We start from the raw sequence: 20,007 nt of genomic DNA, 5'->3' as shown, positions 1-20,007 counted from the left end.
TTGATATTGCTCGATAGATGGCACTTCTCGGGGAAAGGGTCACTCTACAAATCGTCAGCGGAAAGGTTTCACCAGGCGAATGCGACTTTATCCACCGGAAAAACGCCTTCAGATGACTATCTGTCATTGCCCCGAGGCGGGTGGGTGAGGGAAAATGCTCGCCTTTTTTCCGTTTCGTTTTATTCACTCTCGATTCAATATCCGCAGGAGAACAGCGATGCCCAGCCGTCGTGAGCGTGCCAACGCCATTCGTGCCCTCAGCATGGATGCCGTGCAAAAAGCCAACAGCGGCCATCCCGGTGCCCCTATGGGTATGGCGGATATCGCCGAAGTACTTTGGCGTGACTACCTGAAGCACAACCCGAGCAATCCATCGTTCGCCGACCGTGACCGCTTCGTGCTGTCCAACGGTCACGGCTCGATGTTGATCTACTCGCTGCTGCACCTGACCGGCTATGACCTGTCGATCGATGACCTGAAAAACTTCCGCCAACTGCACAGCCGCACCCCGGGTCACCCGGAATTCGGCTACACCCCAGGCGTTGAAACCACTACCGGTCCACTGGGCCAAGGCCTGGCCAACGCCGTTGGTTTTGCCCTGGCAGAAAAAGTCCTGGCGGCGCAGTTCAACCGTCCGGGCCACAATGTTGTCGACCACCACACCTACGTGTTCCTGGGTGATGGCTGCATGATGGAAGGCATTTCCCACGAAGTCGGCTCCCTGGCCGGTACTTTGGGTCTGGGCAAGCTGATCGCCTTCTACGACGACAACGGCATCTCCATCGACGGCGAAGTCGAAGGCTGGTTCACCGACGACACGCCTAAGCGTTTCGAAGCTTATAACTGGCAGGTCATCCGCAACGTCGACGGTCACGATCCTGAAGAGATCAAGATCGCGATCGAAACTGCGCGCAAAAGCGATCAGCCAACCCTGATCTGCTGCAAGACCACCATCGGTTTCGGTTCGCCGAACAAGCAAGGTAAAGAAGACTGCCACGGCGCCCCACTGGGCGACGCGGAAATCGCGCTGACCCGTGCTGCGCTGAAATGGAACCACGGTCCGTTCGAAATCCCGGCCGACATCTACGCCGAGTGGGACGCCAAGGAAACCGGTCGCGCGGCCGAAGCCGAATGGGATCAGCGTTTCGCTGCCTACTCTGCTGCCTTCCCTGAGTTGGCCAACGAGCTGATTCGTCGTCTGAGCGGCGAACTGCCGGAAGACTTCGCTGAAAAAGCCTCGGCTTATATTGCTGAAGTCGCTGCCAAAGGCGAAACCATCGCCAGCCGTAAAGCCAGCCAGAACGCATTGAATGCCTACGGCCCGCTGCTGCCTGAACTGCTGGGCGGCTCCGCTGACCTGGCCGGTTCCAACCTGACCCTGTGGAAAGGTTGCAAAGGTGTTACAGCTGAAGACGCCAGCGGCAACTACATGTACTACGGCGTTCGCGAGTTCGGCATGAGCGCGATCATGAACGGCGTGACCCTGCACGGCGGTCTGGTGCCTTACGGCGCGACCTTCCTGATGTTCATGGAATACGCCCGCAACGCAGTGCGCATGGCCTCGCTGATGAAGCAGCGTGTCGTGTTCGTCTACACCCACGACTCCATCGGTCTGGGCGAAGACGGTCCGACTCACCAGCCGATCGAGCAACTGACCAGCTTGCGCAGCACGCCGAACCTCGACACCTGGCGCCCAGCCGATGCCGTTGAATCGGCGGTGTGCTGGAAAATGGCTCTGGAACGCAAGGACGGCCCTTCGGCGCTGATTTTCTCGCGTCAGAACCTGCAGCACCAAACCCGTAATGCGTTCCAGATCGCCGACATCGCCCGTGGCGGTTACGTGTTGAAGGACTGCGACGGCGAGCCTGAGCTGATCCTGATCTCCACCGGTTCCGAAGTCGGTCTGGCGGTTCAGGCCTATGACAAGTTGAACGAACAAGGTCGCAAGGTGCGTGTTGTCTCGATGCCTTGCACCAGCGTGTTCGATGCTCAGGACGCCGGCTACAAGCAAGCGGTTCTGCCGTTGCAGGTCAGCGCCCGTATCGCTATCGAAGCCGCCCACGCGGACTACTGGTACAAGTACGTCGGCCTGGAAGGCCGCGTGATCGGCATGACCACCTACGGCGAGTCGGCGCCTGCGCCAGCCTTGTTCGAAGAGTTCGGCTTCACCCTGGAAAACATCCTGGGTCAGGCTGAAGAGCTGCTGGAAGACTAAAACACGGACGTGGCAGTTATGTTTTCATGCCTGCCGCGATTCCTGTAGCAGCTGGCGCAGCCTGCGTTCGGCCGCGAAGCGGTCGTAAACCCGACAACGCGTATCTTTAACTGGAGCGCGGTGCCTGATTTTACGACCGCTTCGCGGCCGGACGCAGGCTGCGCCAGCTGCTACAGGTCCGTATTGGTACATAGAATTCGTCTGCCCGCGTCTATCGAGAACCCCATGCCTCAACCGCGTCCTTACAAAGTTGCACTCAACGGCTACGGCCGGATTGGTCGTTGCGTCTTGCGTGCGTTGTTTGAGCGAGGCGAGAAGGCCGGGTTTGAAATTGTTGCGATCAACGATCTGGCGGACATGGCCAGCATCGAATACCTGACTCGCTTCGACTCCACTCACGGGCGTTTTCCCGGGGAAGTGAAGGTCGACGGCGATTGTCTGCATATTAATGGCGACTGCGTGAAGGTCCTGCGCAGTGCCACCCCCGAAGGCATCGATTGGGCGTCGCTGGGCGTCGATCTGGTGCTGGAGTGCTCCGGCGCTTACCACACTCGTGAAGATGGCCAGCGTTTCTTGGATGCCGGCGCTCCGCGGGTGCTGTTTTCCCAGCCGATGGCCAGCGAGGCGGATGTCGACGCCACCATCGTCTACGGCGTGAACCAGGATTGCCTGACCGGTGACGAGTTGCTGGTGTCCAACGCGTCCTGCACCACCAACTGCGGCGTGCCGCTGTTGCGCCTGCTGGATCAGGCCATTGGTCTGGAATACGTGTCGATCACCACCATTCACTCGGCGATGAACGATCAGCCGGTGATCGATGCCTATCATCACGAAGACTTGCGCCGCACCCGTTCGGCGTTTCAGTCGGTGATTCCGGTGTCCACTGGTCTGGCGCGCGGCATCGAACGCCTGTTACCGGAACTTGCCGGGAGAATTCAGGCCAAAGCCGTGCGGGTGCCGACGGTTAACGTGTCTTGCCTCGACATTACGATGCAGACCGTGAGCGACACCGACGCCACCGAGGTCAACCGGATTTTGCGCGAGGCTGCCACCAGCGGCCCGCTCAAGGGCCTTCTGGCCTACACCGAGTTGCCTCACGCCAGTTGTGATTTCAATCATGACCCACATTCGGCCATCGTCGATGCCAGTCAGACCCGAGTTTCCGGCCCACGGCTGGTGAACATCCTGGCCTGGTTCGACAACGAATGGGGGTTTGCCAACCGAATGCTGGATGTTGCGGAACACTATCTGCAATCAGCTGGCTCACCAAAACACTGCTCTCCAAAACAGTAGGAAATGCGACCCATGACCGTGTTGAAGATGACCGACCTCGATCTGCAAGGTAAGCGCGTACTGATCCGCGAAGACCTCAACGTCCCAGTCAAGGACGGTGTTGTCACCAGCGATGCGCGTATCCTGGCCTCGCTGCCGACCATCAAGCTGGCCCTGGAAAAAGGCGCGGCCGTGATGGTCTGCTCGCACCTTGGCCGTCCGACCGAAGGCGAGTTCTCGGCCGAGAACAGCCTCAAGCCAATCGCTGACTACTTGAGCAAGGCTCTGGGACGTGAAGTGCCGCTGGTGGCCGATTACCTGGGCGGCGTTGACGTGAAGGCCGGCGACATCGTGCTGTTCGAAAACGTGCGCTTCAACAAGGGCGAGAAAAAGAACGCTGACGAACTGGCCCAGCAATACGCCGCACTGTGCGACGTGTTTGTGATGGACGCCTTCGGCACCGCTCACCGCGCCGAGGGTTCGACCCATGGCGTGGCCAAGTTCGCCAAAGTCGCGGCCGCAGGCCCGTTGCTGGCCGCCGAACTGGACGCACTGGGCAAAGCCCTCGGCGCCCCGGCCCAGCCAATGGCGGCGATTGTTGCCGGCTCCAAGGTCTCGACCAAACTCGACGTGCTGAACAGCCTGAGTCAGATCTGCAACCAGCTGATCGTCGGCGGCGGCATTGCCAACACCTTCCTGGCGGCTGCCGGTCACCCGGTCGGCAAGTCCCTGTACGAGCCGGACCTGCTGGACACCGCTCGCGCCATCGCCGCCAAGGTCAGCGTGCCGCTGCCGGTCGACGTCGTGGTTGCCAAGGAATTCGCTGAAACCGCCACGGCTACCGTCAAGCTGATCGCTGATGTGGCCGCAGACGACATGATTCTGGACATCGGCCCACAGACCGCGGCGAATTTTGCCGAGCTGCTGAAGTCGTCCAAAACCATCCTGTGGAACGGCCCGGTGGGCGTGTTCGAATTCGACCAGTTCGGTAACGGCACCAAAGTCCTGGCCCAGGCCATCGCAGAAAGCTCGGCGTTCTCCATCGCTGGCGGCGGCGACACCCTGGCCGCCATCGATAAATATGGCGTTGCCGGTCAGATCTCCTACATTTCTACCGGTGGCGGCGCGTTCCTCGAGTTCGTCGAAGGCAAAGTTCTGCCGGCCGTTGAAGTCCTGGAAAGCCGGGCCAAGGCCTGAGGCCGCCCATTTGACCAGGCAAAGGAGTGTTCAGATGGTCAAGACGTTAGCGCTATTGATTGTCGCGGGTTCGCTGGCGGCTTGCGGGAGTAACCCGAAAGCCCCGAAGGTACCCGAGACGCCTGAACAGGACAAAGGCTGCTATCAGGCCGACTGGCAGGCCGAAACCAACCCGGTGATCAACAAGCGTTCCGGGCCTGATGGCCTGGACAAATACGAGACGCAGACCCCAGCCAAGGAACATGGTTGCCCTTGACGGGTCTGACACTTTACTCAGGGCTGGCGGCGTGCGTCGTCAGTCGAGGAACATGGATGAAAGGTTTTATCGCCGTTACGGCGCTGGCTCTGCTGGCAGGTTGCACCAATTTGAACCTGTTCAAGCCTGCCGAATCGACGGACAGCTGGACCACTTGGACCTGTGACAGTCAGGCCAACGTGCTCTGGCGCTACACCGACGAAAGCCGCAAGGAAGTCGACGTTCGCCTGGGCGGTGCCGATCAGGTCTACCGCTTGAAGCATGAACCGGGCGCCGACGGTTCGCTGTACAGCAACGACATGCTGGCGTTTCACATAAAAGGTGAGGAAGGCCTGGTGTACTGGGTCGCCACCAATGATTTGATCGGCCGCGGTTGCAAAGTGCAGTAACGCCGCAAGATTGAGGCAACACCGAATTGGCAGGCAGGGCTGACCCCCGATCTGCAATAACTTGAATAGCCGCCGCCGCTACGGCAGGCTGGCACGATTAACGACCCTCAACCGGGAGATGCACACACAATGGCACTTATCAGCATGCGCCAGATGCTGGACCACGCAGCCGAGTTCGGCTACGGCGTTCCAGCCTTCAACGTCAACAACCTTGAGCAGATGCGCGCCATCATGGAAGCCGCTGACAAGACTGACTCCCCGGTGATCGTCCAGGCTTCGGCCGGTGCTCGCAAATACGCCGGTGCACCGTTCCTGCGTCACCTGATCCTCGCGGCAATCGAAGAATTCCCGCACATCCCGGTGTGCATGCACCAGGACCACGGCACCAGCCCTGACGTCTGCCAGCGCTCCATTCAACTGGGCTTCAGCTCGGTGATGATGGACGGTTCCCTGGGCGAAGACGGCAAGACCCCGACCGACTACGACTACAACATCCGCGTTACCCAACAAACTGTAGCCCTGGCTCACGCCTGCGGCGTATCGGTAGAAGGCGAGCTGGGCTGCCTGGGTTCGCTGGAAACCGGCATGGCTGGTGAAGAAGACGGCATCGGCGCCGAAGGCGTTCTGGACCACAGCCAAATGCTGACCGACCCGGAAGAAGCCGCTGACTTCGTCAAGCGCACCCAAGTCGACGCCCTGGCCATCGCCATTGGTACCAGCCACGGCGCGTACAAGTTCACCAAGCCGCCTACCGGCGACGTGCTGGCCATCGACCGCATCAAAGAGATCCACAAACGCATCCCGAACACCCACTTGGTGATGCACGGTTCGTCTTCGGTTCCGCAAGACTGGCTGGCGATCATCAACCAGTACGGCGGCGACATCAAAGAAACCTACGGCGTACCGGTTGAAGAAATCGTCGAAGGCATCAAGCACGGCGTGCGCAAGGTTAACATCGACACGGACCTGCGCCTGGCCTCCACCGGTGCGATGCGTCGCCTGATGGCAACCAACCCGAGTGAGTTTGATCCGCGTAAGTTCTTTGGCGCGACTGTTACTGCGATGCGTGATGTGTGTATCGCTCGTTATGAAGCGTTTGGTACGGCGGGTAATGCTTCGAAGATCAAGCCGATCTCGTTGGAAGCAATGTATCAGCGGTATTTGAAGGGTGAGTTGAACGCTAAGGTTAACTAAGCCTTTGGTGTCTGAGTCGCATTAATGAACCCGCCGAGAGGCGGGTTTTTTATGGTCGGAGATTTTTACGCGGCGCAGCTAATGCGCGGCGAATCAATGTCACCTATAACGGACATTTTTAAGGATCGAGGCAGAAAAGTCCGATATGGGTGACATCCATCTTATTTTAGCGGTTCGATTTCTCGTCAAACCCACGTTGCTCAATCACCCGAAACACATCGCTCACATCCTGGACCATGATCCGGGCGATGTTGGTGACGGTGTTGATGTCGTTCTCGGCATAGTCCGGCAGGCTGGTGCAGGCCATGAGGTTCAGGTATTTGAGGACGGCGTTGAGGCGTTCGCTGACGCAGTTGTGGAGTTCGCGTAGCGGGGCGTCGCTGTCGATGAGCAGGACGGGGTAGTCGGTGGCGAATTGGGACATGGGGGTGAAGCGGCGGGGCGGGTTGTTCATTGTCATAAGTAAATCGTCCTCGTGTCTAAAAGGAGAGCTACTCGTACCGTAAGGGCTGCGAAACCCTGTCGCCAACAATGTCAGCGACAGGCCAACTTTAGGCAGCGATTCGGGTAGCCGCAACCGGGCTGTAGGACGCCTTTGCGGTCATGTGGCGAGACGGTTTGGTCTCGTTCGGTGGTGTAGGGGCAATAGAACCGGGCGATGTGGTGTGTCTGAGGAAATTGGGGGGTTGGGTTGGGGCTGCTTCGCAACCCAGCGGGAGCAAGCTCCCTCGCCACGGTCGGAGAGGTCCTACGAGGTTTTCGGACGCTGGGATTTGTAGCAGCTGTCGAGCTTGCGAGGCTGCGTTCGGCTCGGGCCGCGTTCGGACGCAGCAGTCGTAAATCAGACACCCCATATATTCAGGTAGACCGGGTTCTTCGGGCTTGCGAGGACTTCGTCCTCGGACGCAGCCTCGCAGGCTCGGCAGCTGCTACAGAGATCGAGTTGTTCCTGGGAGCGTCCCAGTCCGCATTCCCAGCGGGAGAGAGCTACTTATCGTGATCAATATCCAGCTTGCTGAACGTCACTTTCCCGCCTTCGCTGGTGTACCCGGTGTTGTCCTGCACATAAGCCCCGGCCTTGAAGTACAGCGGCTTGACGCTCCAGGTCTTGCTGATTTCGGTGTCCCACTGGTAGCCCGCCGCACTGATGCCCAGCGCGCCGCCTGGGCTCAGGTGGATGAGGTAGTTGAACTCCCGATCCAGTTTCACCCCGGTAGCAAGGGTGATTGTCCGTGCGTCATCGTCATCAGGGCGCATACGAACCTTGGCGACGATGTTGCCTGACTGCGTGCTGGTCGAGTACTGATACTCGAGCTTCACCATGGGCTTCTGGCTTTCATAGGCGTGGATCTGGCCAATGACAATCTTGCCCGAGGTTGGTACCTGGTTCACCGCCAGGGTGGCACGCAGGGAGTTGTCGGCGTCCGGGTAGCGCCAGTTTTTCAGGGTCCCATTGCTGTAGGTTTCGCGAAGTTCAGTGCGGGGATACTTTGCGTTTTCAGTTGTAGCACCGGTGACCGGGGCCCAGAAAAACAAGGTGCCGGTGTTGGAGTGGAAGTATTGATCCTTGAAGCCATCCACCAGTTTTGATGTTTCAACGGTGTACGGCGGATTGCCGACGGGAACGCTGAGGTTCCAGGTTGCGAGATCGATCATAGACAAAAGCTTCCACGGATTTTTTTGCTGCACGCACGTGCCAGAAGCTCTAGCACGCACCTTGGGGGCAGTCCTTATAATCGCAGAAGTTCAATTTGTTAATGCGTAAATGACAAACGGGTGACGTCAAAATCCTGTTAAAAGGCCATCTTTCCCGGTTTTAGAGGGCTGTGGCGCCGACCGTTAGTCGGCAAATGGACGCTTTGGTTAAATGATGGCGTACTGATAGCTTCTGCTTTAGCGGAACCCGGTCTAGAGTGAAGGCTTAGTATTTGTCCGGTTTTCACGAAAAACCGGCCTGACGTCCCGCATAAGAGAAGCAGCATGGAATGCGCGCAACCCACGCCAGCTGAAGGCAACTCAATCCTTTTAATCGTCGATGATTACCCTGAAAACCTGATCAGCATGCGCGCGTTGTTGCAGCGCCAGGACTGGCAGGTCATGACCGCCGCCTCGGGCTTCGAGGCGCTCAGTCTGTTACTCGAACACGATGTCGACCTGGTGCTGCTGGATGTGCAGATGCCGGGCATGGACGGTTTTGAAGTGGCACGCCTGATGCGCGGAAGCCAGCGAACCCGCCTCACGCCGATCATTTTCCTTACCGCCAACGAGCAGTCCCAGGACGCCGTAATCAAGGGCTATGCCAGCGGTGCGGTGGATTACCTGTTCAAACCGTTCGACCCGCAAATTCTCAAGCCCAAAGTCCAGGCGCTGCTCGAGCATCAGCGCAATCGCCGTGCGCTGCAGCGCCTGAGCCACGATCTGGAGGTCGCACGCGCGTTTAATGCCTCGGTGCTCGACAATGCCGCCGAAGGCATCCTGGTGGTCGGTGAGGACGGTCTGATCCGCTTTGCCAATCCGGCGATGTCGCGGCTGCTCAATGCCACGGTGCAAGACCTGCAAGGCAAAGAGTTCCTGGACTTCCTGCAAAATCCGCACATCCCGATCTGGGCCGACTCCGAGTTGTTCGCCGGTTACAAACGCGGCGAAATCCTGCGCCTGCATGATGCATTGCTGCGTACGGCGCCCGGCCAGCAGGTGCCCGTGGCGCTGTCCTGCGCCCCGTTGCCCAGCGAGCAACATGCGATGGTGGTGACGGTGCTGGACATGTCGGTGGTGCGCCATCTGCATCAGCAACTGGAGTTCCAGGCCGTCACTGACCCATTGACCGGGCTGCTCAATCGTCGTGGCTTTTACCAGACGGCGGAAAACCTGCTGTTGCGTGGCGACCGCTCCGACAGCGCCTGGGTGCTGCTGTATTTGGACCTCGACGGCTTCAAACGGGTCAATGATTCCCTCGGTCACGATGCCGGCGACCGGGTGTTGCGGTGGGTGTCCGAGCAGTTGAAGGCCTGTCTGCGGCCCTTCGACATTCTGGCGCGCATGGGCGGTGATGAGTTCACCGCTTTGCTGGATCTGGAATTCCCCGAGCAAGCGGCAAAAATTGCCGAGAAGCTGATTGAGCGGGTGTCGATCTGTCAGCAGATCGATGGTCTGGATATCGCGTTGGGCGCCAGCATCGGCATTGCGACGTACCCGGATTGCGGTTCCAATCTCGACGGCCTGCTGCGCGCATCTGACATCGCCATGTACGAAGCCAAGCGCGCCGGCCGTCAGCAATATCGATTCTACGATCACGAAATGAACGGCCGGGCGCGCTCACGGCTGATGCTCGAAGAAAGTGTGCGCGCGGCCATCGAGAACCGTGATTTCAATTTGGTGTATCAACCTCAGGTGGCCATTGCCAGTGGGCAGATTCGCGGGTTCGAGGCGCTGATCCGCTGGCAGCACCCGAGCGTCGGCGATGTACCTCCGGGGCTGTTTTTGCCATTGCTGGAAGAGGCGCGGTTGATCAGTCGCCTGGGCAGTTGGATCTATCAACAAGTGGCGAGCCAGCGAAAAGCCTGGGAAACCTTGTTTGCCGACGACTTGGTGCTGGGCGTCAGTTTGAGCAGTACGCAGTTCGGCATGCCCAATCTGGTCACCGAGTTGCGCCAGGTACTGGAGCGCCATGGTTTGCAGGCGCGCCATCTGGAAGTCGAGGTCACTGAAGAGGCCTTGATGCAAAACCCCGAGGAAACCCGCAAACAGCTGCGCCTGCTGCGTAACCTGGGTGTGCGAGTGGCCCTGGATGACTTTGGTTCCGGGCCGTGTTCGCTGTCTCATCTGCGGGATCTGGAGTTGGACACGCTCAAGTTCGACCGGCATTTGATTGCCCGGCTTCCGGAGTCCTCACGCGATGCCGCGCTGGTGCGCAATGTGATCGAGCTGTGCAAGGAGTACGGGATGCTGGTGATTGCCGAGGGGGTGGAAACCGTTGCGCAATATCAATGGCTGCAAGCCAATGGTTGCGAGTACGTGCAAGGGTTTCTGGTCGCACGGCCGATGATGGCCGAGGACGTCGGCGACTTTGTAAGGCCGTTCGACTGGAACACGCTGACCGGCTGAATTCGCTACACTGGCGACCTTTTCGTGAATCGTGTTGCCGCCCCAATGACCGCGTTGAAATACCTCCAGGCCTATCCCGCCGCGCTGCAGGACCAAGTGCGCCAGTTGATCGCCGACGGTCGGCTGGGCGACTACCTGAGCCAGCGTTACCCGGAAAAACACCGGGTGCAGAGCGACAAGGCGTTGTACACCTATACGCTGGACCTCAAGCAGGAATACCTGCGTAACGCCCCGGCCATCGATAAGGTGTTGTTCGACAACCGCCTGGACCTGACCCACCGCGCCCTCGGATTGCACACTGCGATATCCCGGGTGCAGGGCGGCAAGCTCAAGGCCAAGAAAGAAATTCGTGTTGCTTCATTGTTCAAGGATGCACCTGCCGAGTTTCTGAAAATGATCGTGGTGCATGAACTGGCGCACTTCAAAGAGTCGGATCACAACAAGGCGTTCTACAAGCTTTGCGAACACATGTTGCCGGGGTATCACCAGGTGGAGTTCGATGTGCGGGTGTACCTGACGTGGCGGGATATGCAATAGAGATCAAAATATCGCAACCGGGAGTGTTTAGATGGATGTAAGCAAGACCAAGAGCAGCTTCTATCGTCGGTTGTACGTGGCGTACCTGATTGATAGCGGGTTGGCCAGTAGCGTCCCGGCGCTGACCGAAGTGACCGGCATGCCCCGGCGCACGGCTCAGGACACCATCGCGGCATTGGCGGATCTGGACATTGTTTGCGAGTTCGAGCAGGAAGACGGTGCGCGCAATCATGCCGGGCGTTATCGGATTCGCGAGTGGGGGGCGATAGATCGGGGGTGGATCGAGCGCAATCTTCGGCAGATCAAAGCGGTGCTGGAGTATCCCTGATTGTTGGGTTCGCTTTAGATCGACCCCTCACCCTAACCCTCTCCCAAAGGGTAGAGGGGACTGACCGAGTTGTTTGATCGAAGTACTGCGACCTGAAATACCAGGTCGAACTCAGGTGTTGAAAGGCACGGAGATCGGCTCCCTTTCCCCCTCGGCTGGGGAGAGGGGTGATTCCAGAGTCTGTCGCAAGACTCAAGCCCGACGCATCCCGATATGCGGAATGTCATCCTCGAGAAACTCCTCGCCCGCCACCACAAACCCGTAGCGTCCGTAATACCCCTGTAAATGCGCCTGGGCCGAGAGATAGATCGGTACTTCAGGCCAGCGCTTTTCAGCCTGCTTTAACGCCTGCGCCATCAGCTCATGCCCAAGCCCGGTGCCACGCGCTTGAGGGGCAATGATCACCCGCCCGATGACCACGTCGCCGCCCTGTAACTCCGGGTCGAGCAACCGCAGGTACGCCACCAGCCGATCCCCGTCCCAAGCCATTAAATGGCAGGTGTCACCTTCCAGATCCTGGCCATCGACGTCCTGATAGACGCATTTCTGCTCAACGACAAACACCTCTGCACGTAGCTGCAGAATGGCGTACAGCTGCTCTTTGCCCAGATCGCTGTGGTGTTTGCAAACCCAATCGATTGTCATCTTCACACTCCTTGAACATCGTCGCTCCGATACTAAGCGCCCAGGCGAAAGATGTCTGTATGGCAGAGAAATCTGTGACAAAGGCCAAAATGCCATCATTCATTTCGCGCGGCCTTGTCTTGTTTGTGTAATCTGAGATGAAGCGCTGTGCAGTGGCTTCGATGAGCTAATGTTAGTACCTGGGTTTGGCAGTACGGGGGCCTTGGAGTTTTGGCTGAAAACATGTCGGGCGTCCCGCCCGCTAAGGATTTTCTAGCATGCCGCAATTGCATCGAGCCTTTGCTTTGATTGGGTTGCTGTTGCTGACTCAAGGCGCGGCAGCGGAAAAGCTGCGATTGGTGGCCGATGCCTGGCCGCCCTTTACCGACGCCACGCTGGTCAACGGTGGGTTGGCCACGGACATCGTCAGCACAGCACTGGCCCGGGCCGGTTATGCCAGTGACTTTGAACAAGTGCCTTGGGCGCGGGCCTTGCAGGGGGTTGGCGAGGGTCGATACGACGTGTTGGTCAACGCCTGGTACACCGACGATCGTACGAAGCTTGGCCAGTTTTCCGGCGAGTACCTGCTCAACCGGGTGCGCTTTCTCAAGCGCAAAGACACACCGATCGAATACAACAACCTGCAACAACTGCATACCTACCCGATAGCGGTGGTGCGCGGTTATGCCTATTCGCCAGAGTTCGATGACGACGTATCGATGCAGAAAGTCCCGGTGCACAGCTTCTCCATGGCGGTGCGGATGGTCGCCGCCGATCGGGTCAAATTGACGCTGGAAGACGAATACGTCGCGCGTTACTTCCTGGCCCGGGAATCAACCAAGGTGCGCAATGCCGTGGAGTTTTTGCCCAAGCCATTGAGCGAGAACAGCCTGCACATCCTGGTCAGCCTGAAGAACCCCAGGCATGAACAGATCGTCGCCGGTTTCGACCGCGAGATCGCGGCGATGAAAGTGGATGGCAGTTATCAGCGGTTGATGAAACAACACGGACTGTAAGCGCCGGTCCCGAGCTCAATCCTCGCCTGTTTCCTTGATGAGGTGCGCTGCCAGCGTCCGCAGTGGCCCAAGTTGACGGCATATCAACGCCAACTGCGTCTGCACCAGCCGTTGGCCTTCATCGATTTCGTCCGGCATCTGTTCAAGCGTATTGGCCAGTGCCTCTTCCTCATCGCTTTGGATCGCAATCGGCAGTTTGCTCGCCAGGCCTTGGGCAATTTCATCGATGCTGGCGGCCAGTCTCACGCCGGCACCGTCGATCAAATGCTCGCGCACGTCGGGCGGTAGCTGGGTTTCCCGGTGTGCGCCCAATCCGGATAAATAGCTGAGCAAGGTGTGCGACAGCACCAGGAAGCGGAATCCGACATCCGCCTCCTTACGGAAATGCCCCGGTTCCATCAGCATGTTGGCGAGCGTCGTCGACAGTGCCGCGTCAGCGTTGTGCGCATTGCGTCGTGCCAGGCGATAAGCCAGGTCGTCGCTTTTGCCAGCGGCGTATTGCTGCATGATCTGGCGCAGGTAAATGCTGTTGCACGTGAGGGTGTTGGCCAGCACTTTATTCAGGCGTCGGCCCTGCCAGTCGGGCAGAAACAGGAACACCGCCAGCCCGGCGATCAGGCTGCCGAGCAAGGTATCGAACAACCGCGGCAGGAACAGCCCGTAACCATCCCCGACCTGGTTGAAGCAGAACAGCACCATCAAGGTGATCGCAGCCGTCGCCAAGGTGTAGCGGGTGGTGCGGTTGATAAAGAACACCACACCGGCGGCGATCGCAAAGCATGACTGGACCAAGGGATTCGGAAACAGATCGAACAGCGCCCAGGCCACGGTCAGGCCGATGGCGGTGCCGATGATTCGCTGGCCGAGTTTGCGGCGGGTGGCGCCGTAGTTCGGTTGGCAGACAAACAGCGTGGTGAGGATGATCCAGTAACCCTGAGACGGGTGGATCAAATGCACCATCCCGTAGCCGATGCTCAGGGCCAGGGGCAAACGCAGTGCGTGACGGAACAGCAATGACGTCGGCGTCAGCTGCGTGCGTAACCGAATCCACACATCCTTGAGGCTACGGGGCGAACGGTCGAGCAGGCTGCTGTCGGTGGCGTCCGCCAGGGCATCGGGGTTGCTGGCATCGCTGAGCAAACGATCGAGCGTGCCGAGATTGGCCGCCAGTGCCCGCAACGAACGCAACAAGCCGCGCCAGGCCGGGTTGCTCTGGATGCGCAGATGTTCGAGGGAGGCATGCAGGTCACTCAGGGCTTCGGCGAAGCTCGCGTCATAGATGAACGGCTGGCGCATCTGAATCGACTCGGCCAGCGCCCGGCAGGCCTTGCCTTGCTGGCGCAGCAGGCGCTGGCAGCGGAACATCACGTCGCTGTGAAAGAACGCGTCGGCCAGGGCGTTGTAAGGGTAGTGCGAGGAACTGGCGCGCTCGTGGATGTCCTGAGCGAGGAAGTACAGCTTCAGGTAACGGCTGACTTTCGAGCCCGGTCGACCGTTGCCGACCCGGTGCAGGATGATTTCCTTGGCGGCGTTCAGTGCTGCCACGACACGGCCGTTTTGCTGCGCCAGTTTCAGTCGACGCGCTTCCACGTCCATCTGCCGGATCGGTTCGAACAGCGACGATTTCAGCTTCAGGTAAAACCCCAGTTCGCGGAACAGCCGCGCCAGGCTCTGCTGTACCGGCTGGTTGGAAAACATCGCCTGCCACAGTACCGACAGTAATCCGTACCAGGCAGCACCGGCCACCAGCAGCACCGGCTCGTGCCAGAAATCGGTCACCGCGCCGCCGCGCTGGTCCACGGCGATCATGGTGTAGACCGATAGAATCAGCGTCGCCGAGGCAATCGCGCCATATCGCTCGCCCAGGGCGCCGAGCATGGTCAGGCAGAACGCGGCCAGGGCAAAGGCGATGATAAAGAGGATGGGGTAGGGGAACAGCAGTTCGACGGACAGCGCAGCGACGGCAAAACACACCAGCGTCACGGCCAGCGCGTTTAGGCGGCCTTGCCAACTGTCGTCGGTCTCGGCCAGAGCGCTGGCGATGATCCCCAGGAACAACGGAATCAGCAGCCCCATTTCATCCTGATACCAACACAACGCCATGGTACCGGTCAGGGCGATAAACACCCGCACGCTGTAGCTGAATTTATCCAGCGCCCAGAGGCGACGCAGAGACTGACTAAAGGGGGTCGATGACATGAAGTGCGAGGGCCTTCCGAGGCAATGATTCTAAATTGAGCCAGTAATGACGCCGACACAATGGCGCCGATCACATCTGACAGCAAAATCTGTTCCTTGATTTCAAACGCGGTCAATGTGGGAGAAGGCTTGCTCGCGAAGAGGCCGGCACATTCAACATTGATGTTGACTGTAAAGCCGCCTTCGCGAGCAAGTCGAATCGTCGCACCGCCGCTCCCACATTTTATTTGTGTACACCCTTGAGTCAGGCGTACTGCGCGGCGGCGTAACCCGAGGCCCAGGCCCACTGGAAGTTGAAGCCGCCCAGATGCCCGGTCACGTCGAGCACTTCGCCGATAAAGTACAGGCCGGGGCTTTTCAGCGATTCCATGGTCTTGGACGACACCTCGTTGGTATCGACGCCGCCCAATGTCACTTCAGCGGTGCGATAACCTTCAGTGCCGGCCGGAACCACTTTCCAGCTCGCCAGTTTTTCGGCGATGTCGGCAATTTCCGCGTGGGTGTACTGCTTCATCGGTTTGGAGACGAACCAGTTGTCTGCCAGCAGGTTGGCCATCTTCTTGGTGAAGATTTCCCCCAGCAGGGTTTTCAGCTCGCTGTTCGGGCGTTCGGCTTGCTGTTGTTGCAGCCAGGTCGGCACGTCATGGTCCGGCATCAGATTGATCTCTACCGTGTCGCCGGATTCCCAGAACGAAGAAATCTGCAAAATCGCTGGACCACTCAGGCCGCGGTGGGTGAACAGGATGTTCTCGCGGAAACTCTGGTCATTGCAGCTCACCAGGCAATCCACCGACGTACCGGACAGTTCGGCGCAAAGCTCCTTGAGCTGATCGGTAATGGTGAACGGCACCAGCCCAGCGCGTGTCGGCAGCAAGTCGTGGCCGAACTGTTTGGCCACCTGATAGCCGAAACCACTGGCGCCCAGCGTCGGGATCGACAAGCCGCCCGTGGCGATCACTAACGATTCGCAGGTGATCTGATCGAGGGTGGTTTGCAGTAGGTAGCCGCGTTCCATTTTCTCGATGTGCTGGATCGAGGTGTCCAGGTGCAGGCTGACGCCGACCTGATCGCACTCGTTGAGCAGCATGTCGAGGATGTCGCTGGATTTGTTATCGCAGAACAGCTGGCCGAGTTTTTTCTCGTGATATGGCACGCCGTGCTTGGCGACCATGCCGATGAAATCCCACTGGGTGTAGCGCGCCAATGCGGATTTGCAGAAGTGTTCGTTCTGCGAGAGGAAATTGCTCGGTTCGGTGTACATGTTGGTGAAATTACAGCGGCCACCGCCCGACATCAGGATTTTCTTGCCGGCCTTGTTGGCGTGGTCGAGCAACATCACCTTGCGCCCGCGCCCGGCGGCAGTCAGCGCACACATCAAACCTGCGGCGCCAGCGCCAATGATCACGACTTCGGTAGAGCGCAAAACGGTGTCCTCACACAAATATTAAATTCACCGGGAAACCAATGTGGGAGCGAGCTTGCTCGCGATGAGGCCTGCACATTCAACATAGATGTTGTTTGACAGTCCGCCATCGCGAGCAAGCTCGCTCCCACAGGGGATCTTCGTTGGGCAGAAGATCTCTTACAAGATACGCACGCGCAGCGAACGGCCTTTGATCTTGCCATCATTCAGGCGCTGCAAGGCTTGCTTGGCGATCCCGCGTTCCACAGCCACATAGGCCTGGAAGTCGAAAATCGCGATCTTGCCAACCTGAGCGCCCGGAATACCCGCATCGCCAGTCAATGCGCCAAGAATGTCGCCCGGACGCACTTTGTCTTTACGGCCAGCGCCGATGACCAATGTGCTCATCACCGGCAGCAGCGGTGCGCCGCCCTGGGATTTGAGGTTGTCCAGCTGATCCCAGCTCAACGGCGAATTCTGCAGTAGCTCGATGGCTTGGGCGCGGTGCGCTTCGGACGGTGCGACCAGGCTGATCGCAATACCTTTCTCACCCGCACGACCGGTACGGCCAACACGGTGGATGTGGATTTCCGAATCACGGGCCAGTTCGACGTTGATCACCATGTCCAGCGCATCGATGTCCAGACCGCGCGCGGCGACGTCGGTAGCAACCAGCACCGATGTACTGCGGTTGGCGAACATGGCCAGTACCTGGTCACGGTCACGCTGTTCCAGATCGCCATGCAGGCCGACGGCGGAGATGCCTTTGGAGGTCAGGTGATCGACGGTTTCCTGCACCTGCTGCTTGGTGAAGCAGAATGCCACGGTGGACGCCGGACGATGATGCGCGAGGACTTTGACCACGGCGTCCATGCGCTCTTCCGGGGAAATCTCGTAGAAACGCTGCTCGATCTGCGTATCGTCGTGGAACGCCTCGGCCTTCACTATCTGAGGAGTGCGCATGAATTTCGCCGCCAACTGCTTGATACCCGTCGGGTACGTGGCGGAGAACAGCAGGGTCTGGCGACGCTCTGGGGTCTGGGCAATGATTTCTTCGATGGAGTCGTAGAAACCCATGTCGAGCATGCGGTCGGCTTCGTCGAGGATCAGCGTGTTCAGGCCATGGAGCACCAGCGAACCTTTGCGCAAATGCTGCTGAAGGCGGCCCGGGGTGCCGACGATGATGTGCGCGCCATGTTCCAGAGAGCCGATCTGCGGGCCGAAGGACACGCCGCCACACAGGGTCAGGACCTTGATGTTGTCTTCGGAACGGGCCAGGCGACGGATTTCCTTGGCAACCTGGTCGGCCAGTTCGCGCGTCGGGCAAATGACCAGCGCCTGGCAGCCGAAGAAGCGCGGATTGATCGGGTTCAGCAGGCCGATACCGAAGGCGGCGGTCTTGCCGCTGCCGGTCTTGGCTTGGGCGATCAGGTCCATCCCCTTGAGGATCACCGGCAAGCTTTGCGCCTGGATCGGCGTCATCTGGGCATAACCGAGGGAGTCGAGGTTAGCCAGCATGGCGGCGGACAGCGGCAAAGTATTAAAAGCGGTGGCGATGGTGGTCACGGGACTGGCCTGCAAAACAAAATGTCGCGCAGTGTACCAGTCTCGCTCTCTTCACCTGCAAATTCTGGACGAATAGTCGTAGCAGCTGTCGAGGCACGAGGCTGCGTTGGGCTGCGAAGCGGCCCCCGGGGGGCGGTCCTGCGGACACGCAACGCAGCCTCGTGCCTCGGCAGCTGCTACAGATCAGTGCTCTATATCGTGCTCGCGGTTGACCACCCGTCGGCCATCCTTTGGTGAGAGCTGGGAGAAGATGGTTGCAGCCAGCATCGCCATGATCCCGACCGTTACAAAGGTCAGCTGGAACGCGCCCAAAACCGTGCTCACGCCGTCGTTGCCAACTTTTGCGGTGAACCCGCCGAGCAAGGCGCCGGCACAGGCAACGCCAAGGCTCAGGGACAATTGCGCGACCACCGACAGCAAGCTGTTGCCGCTGCTGGCGCTGGCGTCGTCGAGGTCGATCAGGGTTACGGTGTTCATTGCGGTGAACTGCAAGGAGTTGATCGCCCCCAGAATCGATAGCATCACCAACAGCAGCCAGTACGGCGTTTGCTCGCTGACCAGGCCCATGCTCGCCAGCATTAGCCCCAGCGCCAACGTATTGCCGGTCAGCACCATGCGATAGCCCAAACGTTCGATCAGCGGTCGCGCCACCGACTTGGCGACCATCGCTGCCGCCGCCAGCGGCAACATGCTCATCCCGGCCTGGGACGGCGAGTAACCCAGCGCCACTTGCAACAGCAACGGCACGAGAAACGGCAGGGCGCCGCTGCCCAGTCGGGCGAACAGGTTGCCGAGGATGCCCACGGCAAACGTCCGGGTCTTGAACAACGACGGTGCGAACAGCGGATTCTCGATGTGCCCGGCCCGCAACCAGTACGCCGCCAGACAGGCCATGCCGGCGAACAGCAGCAGCATCACGCGCAAGTGCGGCAGGTGCATTTCGCCGAGACCTTCCATGGCGATGGTGATCAGCACCATCGCTGCGCCGAACAGTAAAAAGCCCAGGCTATCGAAGCGGGTGCGTTCGGTGCCGCGCAGGTCGGGGATGAATTTCCACACCGCGTAACAACCGACGACGCCCACCGGCAGGTTGATCAGGAAGATCCAGTGCCAGGTCAGGTATTCCACCATCCAGCCGCCCATGGTCGGGCCGATCAACGGGCCGAGCAATCCGGGAATGGTGATGAAGCCCATGATCCGCACCAGTTCCGAGCGAGGGTAGGCGCGCAACACCACAAGTCGCCCGACCGGCAACATCAGCGCACCGCCCAGGCCTTGAATCACTCGGGCACCAATCAACAGGCTCAGGGTGCTCGACAGTGCGCAGAGCAACGAGCCGAGGCTGAACAGCAGGATCGCGCCGAAGAAGATTTTCCTGGTGCCGAAACGGTCGGCAATCCAGCCCGAGGCAGGGATCAGCAAGGCGACGGTGAGCATGTAGGCGATGATCACCCCTTGCATGCGCAGCGGGTCTTCGGCCAGGTCTCGGGCCATGGCGGGCAGGGCGGTGTTGAGGATGGTCCCGTCAAGGGATTGCATGAAGAACGCGATGGCGACGACCCACGGCACCCAGCGGGCGGTGACAGCGTCGAGAGGCGGGCGGTTGGGCATGGGACCTCTTGTCAGTGAGAATCAGGTAGTCCGTGGTGACCTCTTCGCGAGCAGGCTCGCTCCCACAGGGTGTTCGCTGTCCATGTGGGAGCGAGCC

General features: G+C 59.4%; 17 protein-coding genes. 10 read left to right on the top strand and 7 right to left on the bottom strand.

Features of this window, described 5'->3' with window-relative positions; all coding sequences use genetic code 11:
- Nucleotides 1-217: 217 nt before the first annotated feature.
- The 6 genes from tkt to fba all read left to right on the top strand — a co-directional run bounded on the left by tkt (nt 218) and on the right by fba (nt 6,523).
- The gene (tkt, locus tag QFX16_RS27090) at nt 218-2,215 is read left to right on the top strand and encodes a transketolase (protein ID WP_283181995.1); all 1,998 of its coding nucleotides are present in this window, start codon (nt 218-220) and stop codon (nt 2,213-2,215) included.
- Between the two features lie 225 nt (nt 2,216-2,440).
- Complete coding sequence (gene epd, locus QFX16_RS27085) at nt 2,441-3,508, top strand: erythrose-4-phosphate dehydrogenase (RefSeq protein WP_282483226.1); 1,068 nt, start codon at nt 2,441-2,443, stop codon at nt 3,506-3,508.
- Between the two features lie 12 nt (nt 3,509-3,520).
- On the top strand, nt 3,521-4,684 hold the full coding sequence (locus tag QFX16_RS27080) for a phosphoglycerate kinase (protein WP_283181994.1): 1,164 nt from the start codon (nt 3,521-3,523) through the stop codon (nt 4,682-4,684).
- Nucleotides 4,685-4,718: 34 nt separating this feature from the next.
- On the top strand, nt 4,719-4,940 hold the full coding sequence (locus QFX16_RS27075) for a hypothetical protein (RefSeq protein ID WP_283181993.1): 222 nt from the start codon (nt 4,719-4,721) through the stop codon (nt 4,938-4,940).
- 56 nt (nt 4,941-4,996) lie between these two features.
- Nucleotides 4,997-5,329, top strand: coding sequence for an MliC family protein (locus QFX16_RS27070; RefSeq protein WP_283181992.1), 333 nt, complete (start codon nt 4,997-4,999; stop codon nt 5,327-5,329).
- Between the two features lie 129 nt (nt 5,330-5,458).
- Complete coding sequence (fba, locus tag QFX16_RS27065) at nt 5,459-6,523, top strand: class II fructose-bisphosphate aldolase (RefSeq protein ID WP_046045276.1); 1,065 nt, start codon at nt 5,459-5,461, stop codon at nt 6,521-6,523.
- Nucleotides 6,524-6,689: 166 nt separating this feature from the next.
- Here the strand turns inward: fba and QFX16_RS27060 are convergent, their stop codons facing one another.
- Both QFX16_RS27060 and QFX16_RS27055 read right to left on the bottom strand, forming a co-directional pair.
- The gene (locus tag QFX16_RS27060; RefSeq protein WP_140674909.1) at nt 6,690-6,983 is read right to left on the bottom strand and encodes a fructose-bisphosphate aldolase; all 294 of its coding nucleotides are present in this window, start codon (nt 6,981-6,983) and stop codon (nt 6,690-6,692) included.
- A gap of 527 nt (nt 6,984-7,510) precedes the next feature.
- Nucleotides 7,511-8,179, bottom strand: a complete 669-nt coding sequence (locus QFX16_RS27055; protein ID WP_283181991.1) for a polysaccharide lyase family 7 protein — start codon at nt 8,177-8,179, stop codon at nt 7,511-7,513.
- Nucleotides 8,180-8,503: 324 nt separating this feature from the next.
- On the opposite strand from QFX16_RS27055, the gene QFX16_RS27050 reads away from it, so the two are divergent.
- Genes QFX16_RS27050 through QFX16_RS27040 form a run of 3 tightly spaced genes read left to right on the top strand, consistent with a single transcriptional unit; the run spans nt 8,504 to nt 11,492 of the window.
- On the top strand, nt 8,504-10,627 hold the full coding sequence (locus QFX16_RS27050; protein WP_283181990.1) for a putative bifunctional diguanylate cyclase/phosphodiesterase: 2,124 nt from the start codon (nt 8,504-8,506) through the stop codon (nt 10,625-10,627).
- A 45-nt stretch (nt 10,628-10,672) separates the two neighbouring features.
- Nucleotides 10,673-11,164: a M48 metallopeptidase family protein gene (locus tag QFX16_RS27045; RefSeq protein ID WP_008151965.1), complete on the top strand. Its 492-nt coding sequence runs from the start codon at nt 10,673-10,675 to the stop codon at nt 11,162-11,164.
- Between the two features lie 31 nt (nt 11,165-11,195).
- Nucleotides 11,196-11,492: a winged helix-turn-helix domain-containing protein gene (locus tag QFX16_RS27040; RefSeq protein ID WP_123369167.1), complete on the top strand. Its 297-nt coding sequence runs from the start codon at nt 11,196-11,198 to the stop codon at nt 11,490-11,492.
- 192 nt (nt 11,493-11,684) lie between these two features.
- Here QFX16_RS27040 and QFX16_RS27035 read toward each other — a convergent pair whose 3' ends face one another.
- Nucleotides 11,685-12,137 (bottom strand): GNAT family N-acetyltransferase, encoded by a 453-nt coding sequence (locus QFX16_RS27035; RefSeq protein WP_283181989.1) that lies wholly within the window; start codon nt 12,135-12,137, stop codon nt 11,685-11,687.
- Nucleotides 12,138-12,394: 257 nt separating this feature from the next.
- On the opposite strand from QFX16_RS27035, the gene QFX16_RS27030 reads away from it, so the two are divergent.
- Nucleotides 12,395-13,132 carry a substrate-binding periplasmic protein gene (locus tag QFX16_RS27030; protein ID WP_283181988.1) on the top strand — a complete coding sequence of 246 codons (738 nt, stop codon included), beginning with the start codon at nt 12,395-12,397 and terminating at the stop codon, nt 13,130-13,132.
- A gap of 15 nt (nt 13,133-13,147) precedes the next feature.
- Here QFX16_RS27030 and yccS read toward each other — a convergent pair whose 3' ends face one another.
- The 4 genes from yccS to mdtD form a co-directional block, all read right to left on the bottom strand.
- Nucleotides 13,148-15,331, bottom strand: a complete 2,184-nt coding sequence (yccS, locus tag QFX16_RS27025) for a YccS family putative transporter (RefSeq protein WP_283181987.1) — start codon at nt 15,329-15,331, stop codon at nt 13,148-13,150.
- A 244-nt stretch (nt 15,332-15,575) separates the two neighbouring features.
- Nucleotides 15,576-16,754 (bottom strand): BaiN/RdsA family NAD(P)/FAD-dependent oxidoreductase, encoded by a 1,179-nt coding sequence (locus tag QFX16_RS27020; RefSeq protein WP_283181986.1) that lies wholly within the window; start codon nt 16,752-16,754, stop codon nt 15,576-15,578.
- A gap of 159 nt (nt 16,755-16,913) precedes the next feature.
- Entirely contained in the window at nt 16,914-18,299 is a 1,386-nt protein-coding gene (gene dbpA / locus QFX16_RS27015; protein ID WP_283181985.1) for an ATP-dependent RNA helicase DbpA, read from the bottom strand.
- Nucleotides 18,300-18,482: 183 nt separating this feature from the next.
- A complete protein-coding gene (mdtD, locus tag QFX16_RS27010; RefSeq protein ID WP_283181984.1) occupies nt 18,483-19,910 on the bottom strand; it encodes a multidrug transporter subunit MdtD in 1,428 nt (475 codons plus the stop codon).
- Nucleotides 19,911-20,007 lie beyond the last annotated feature (97 nt).

Source organism: Pseudomonas svalbardensis, from assembly GCF_030053115.1.
Lineage (GTDB): Bacteria > Pseudomonadota > Gammaproteobacteria > Pseudomonadales > Pseudomonadaceae > Aquipseudomonas > Aquipseudomonas svalbardensis.
The sequence above is the reverse complement of the archived record's forward strand: the minus strand, read 5'-3'. Positions and strand labels throughout refer to the sequence as shown.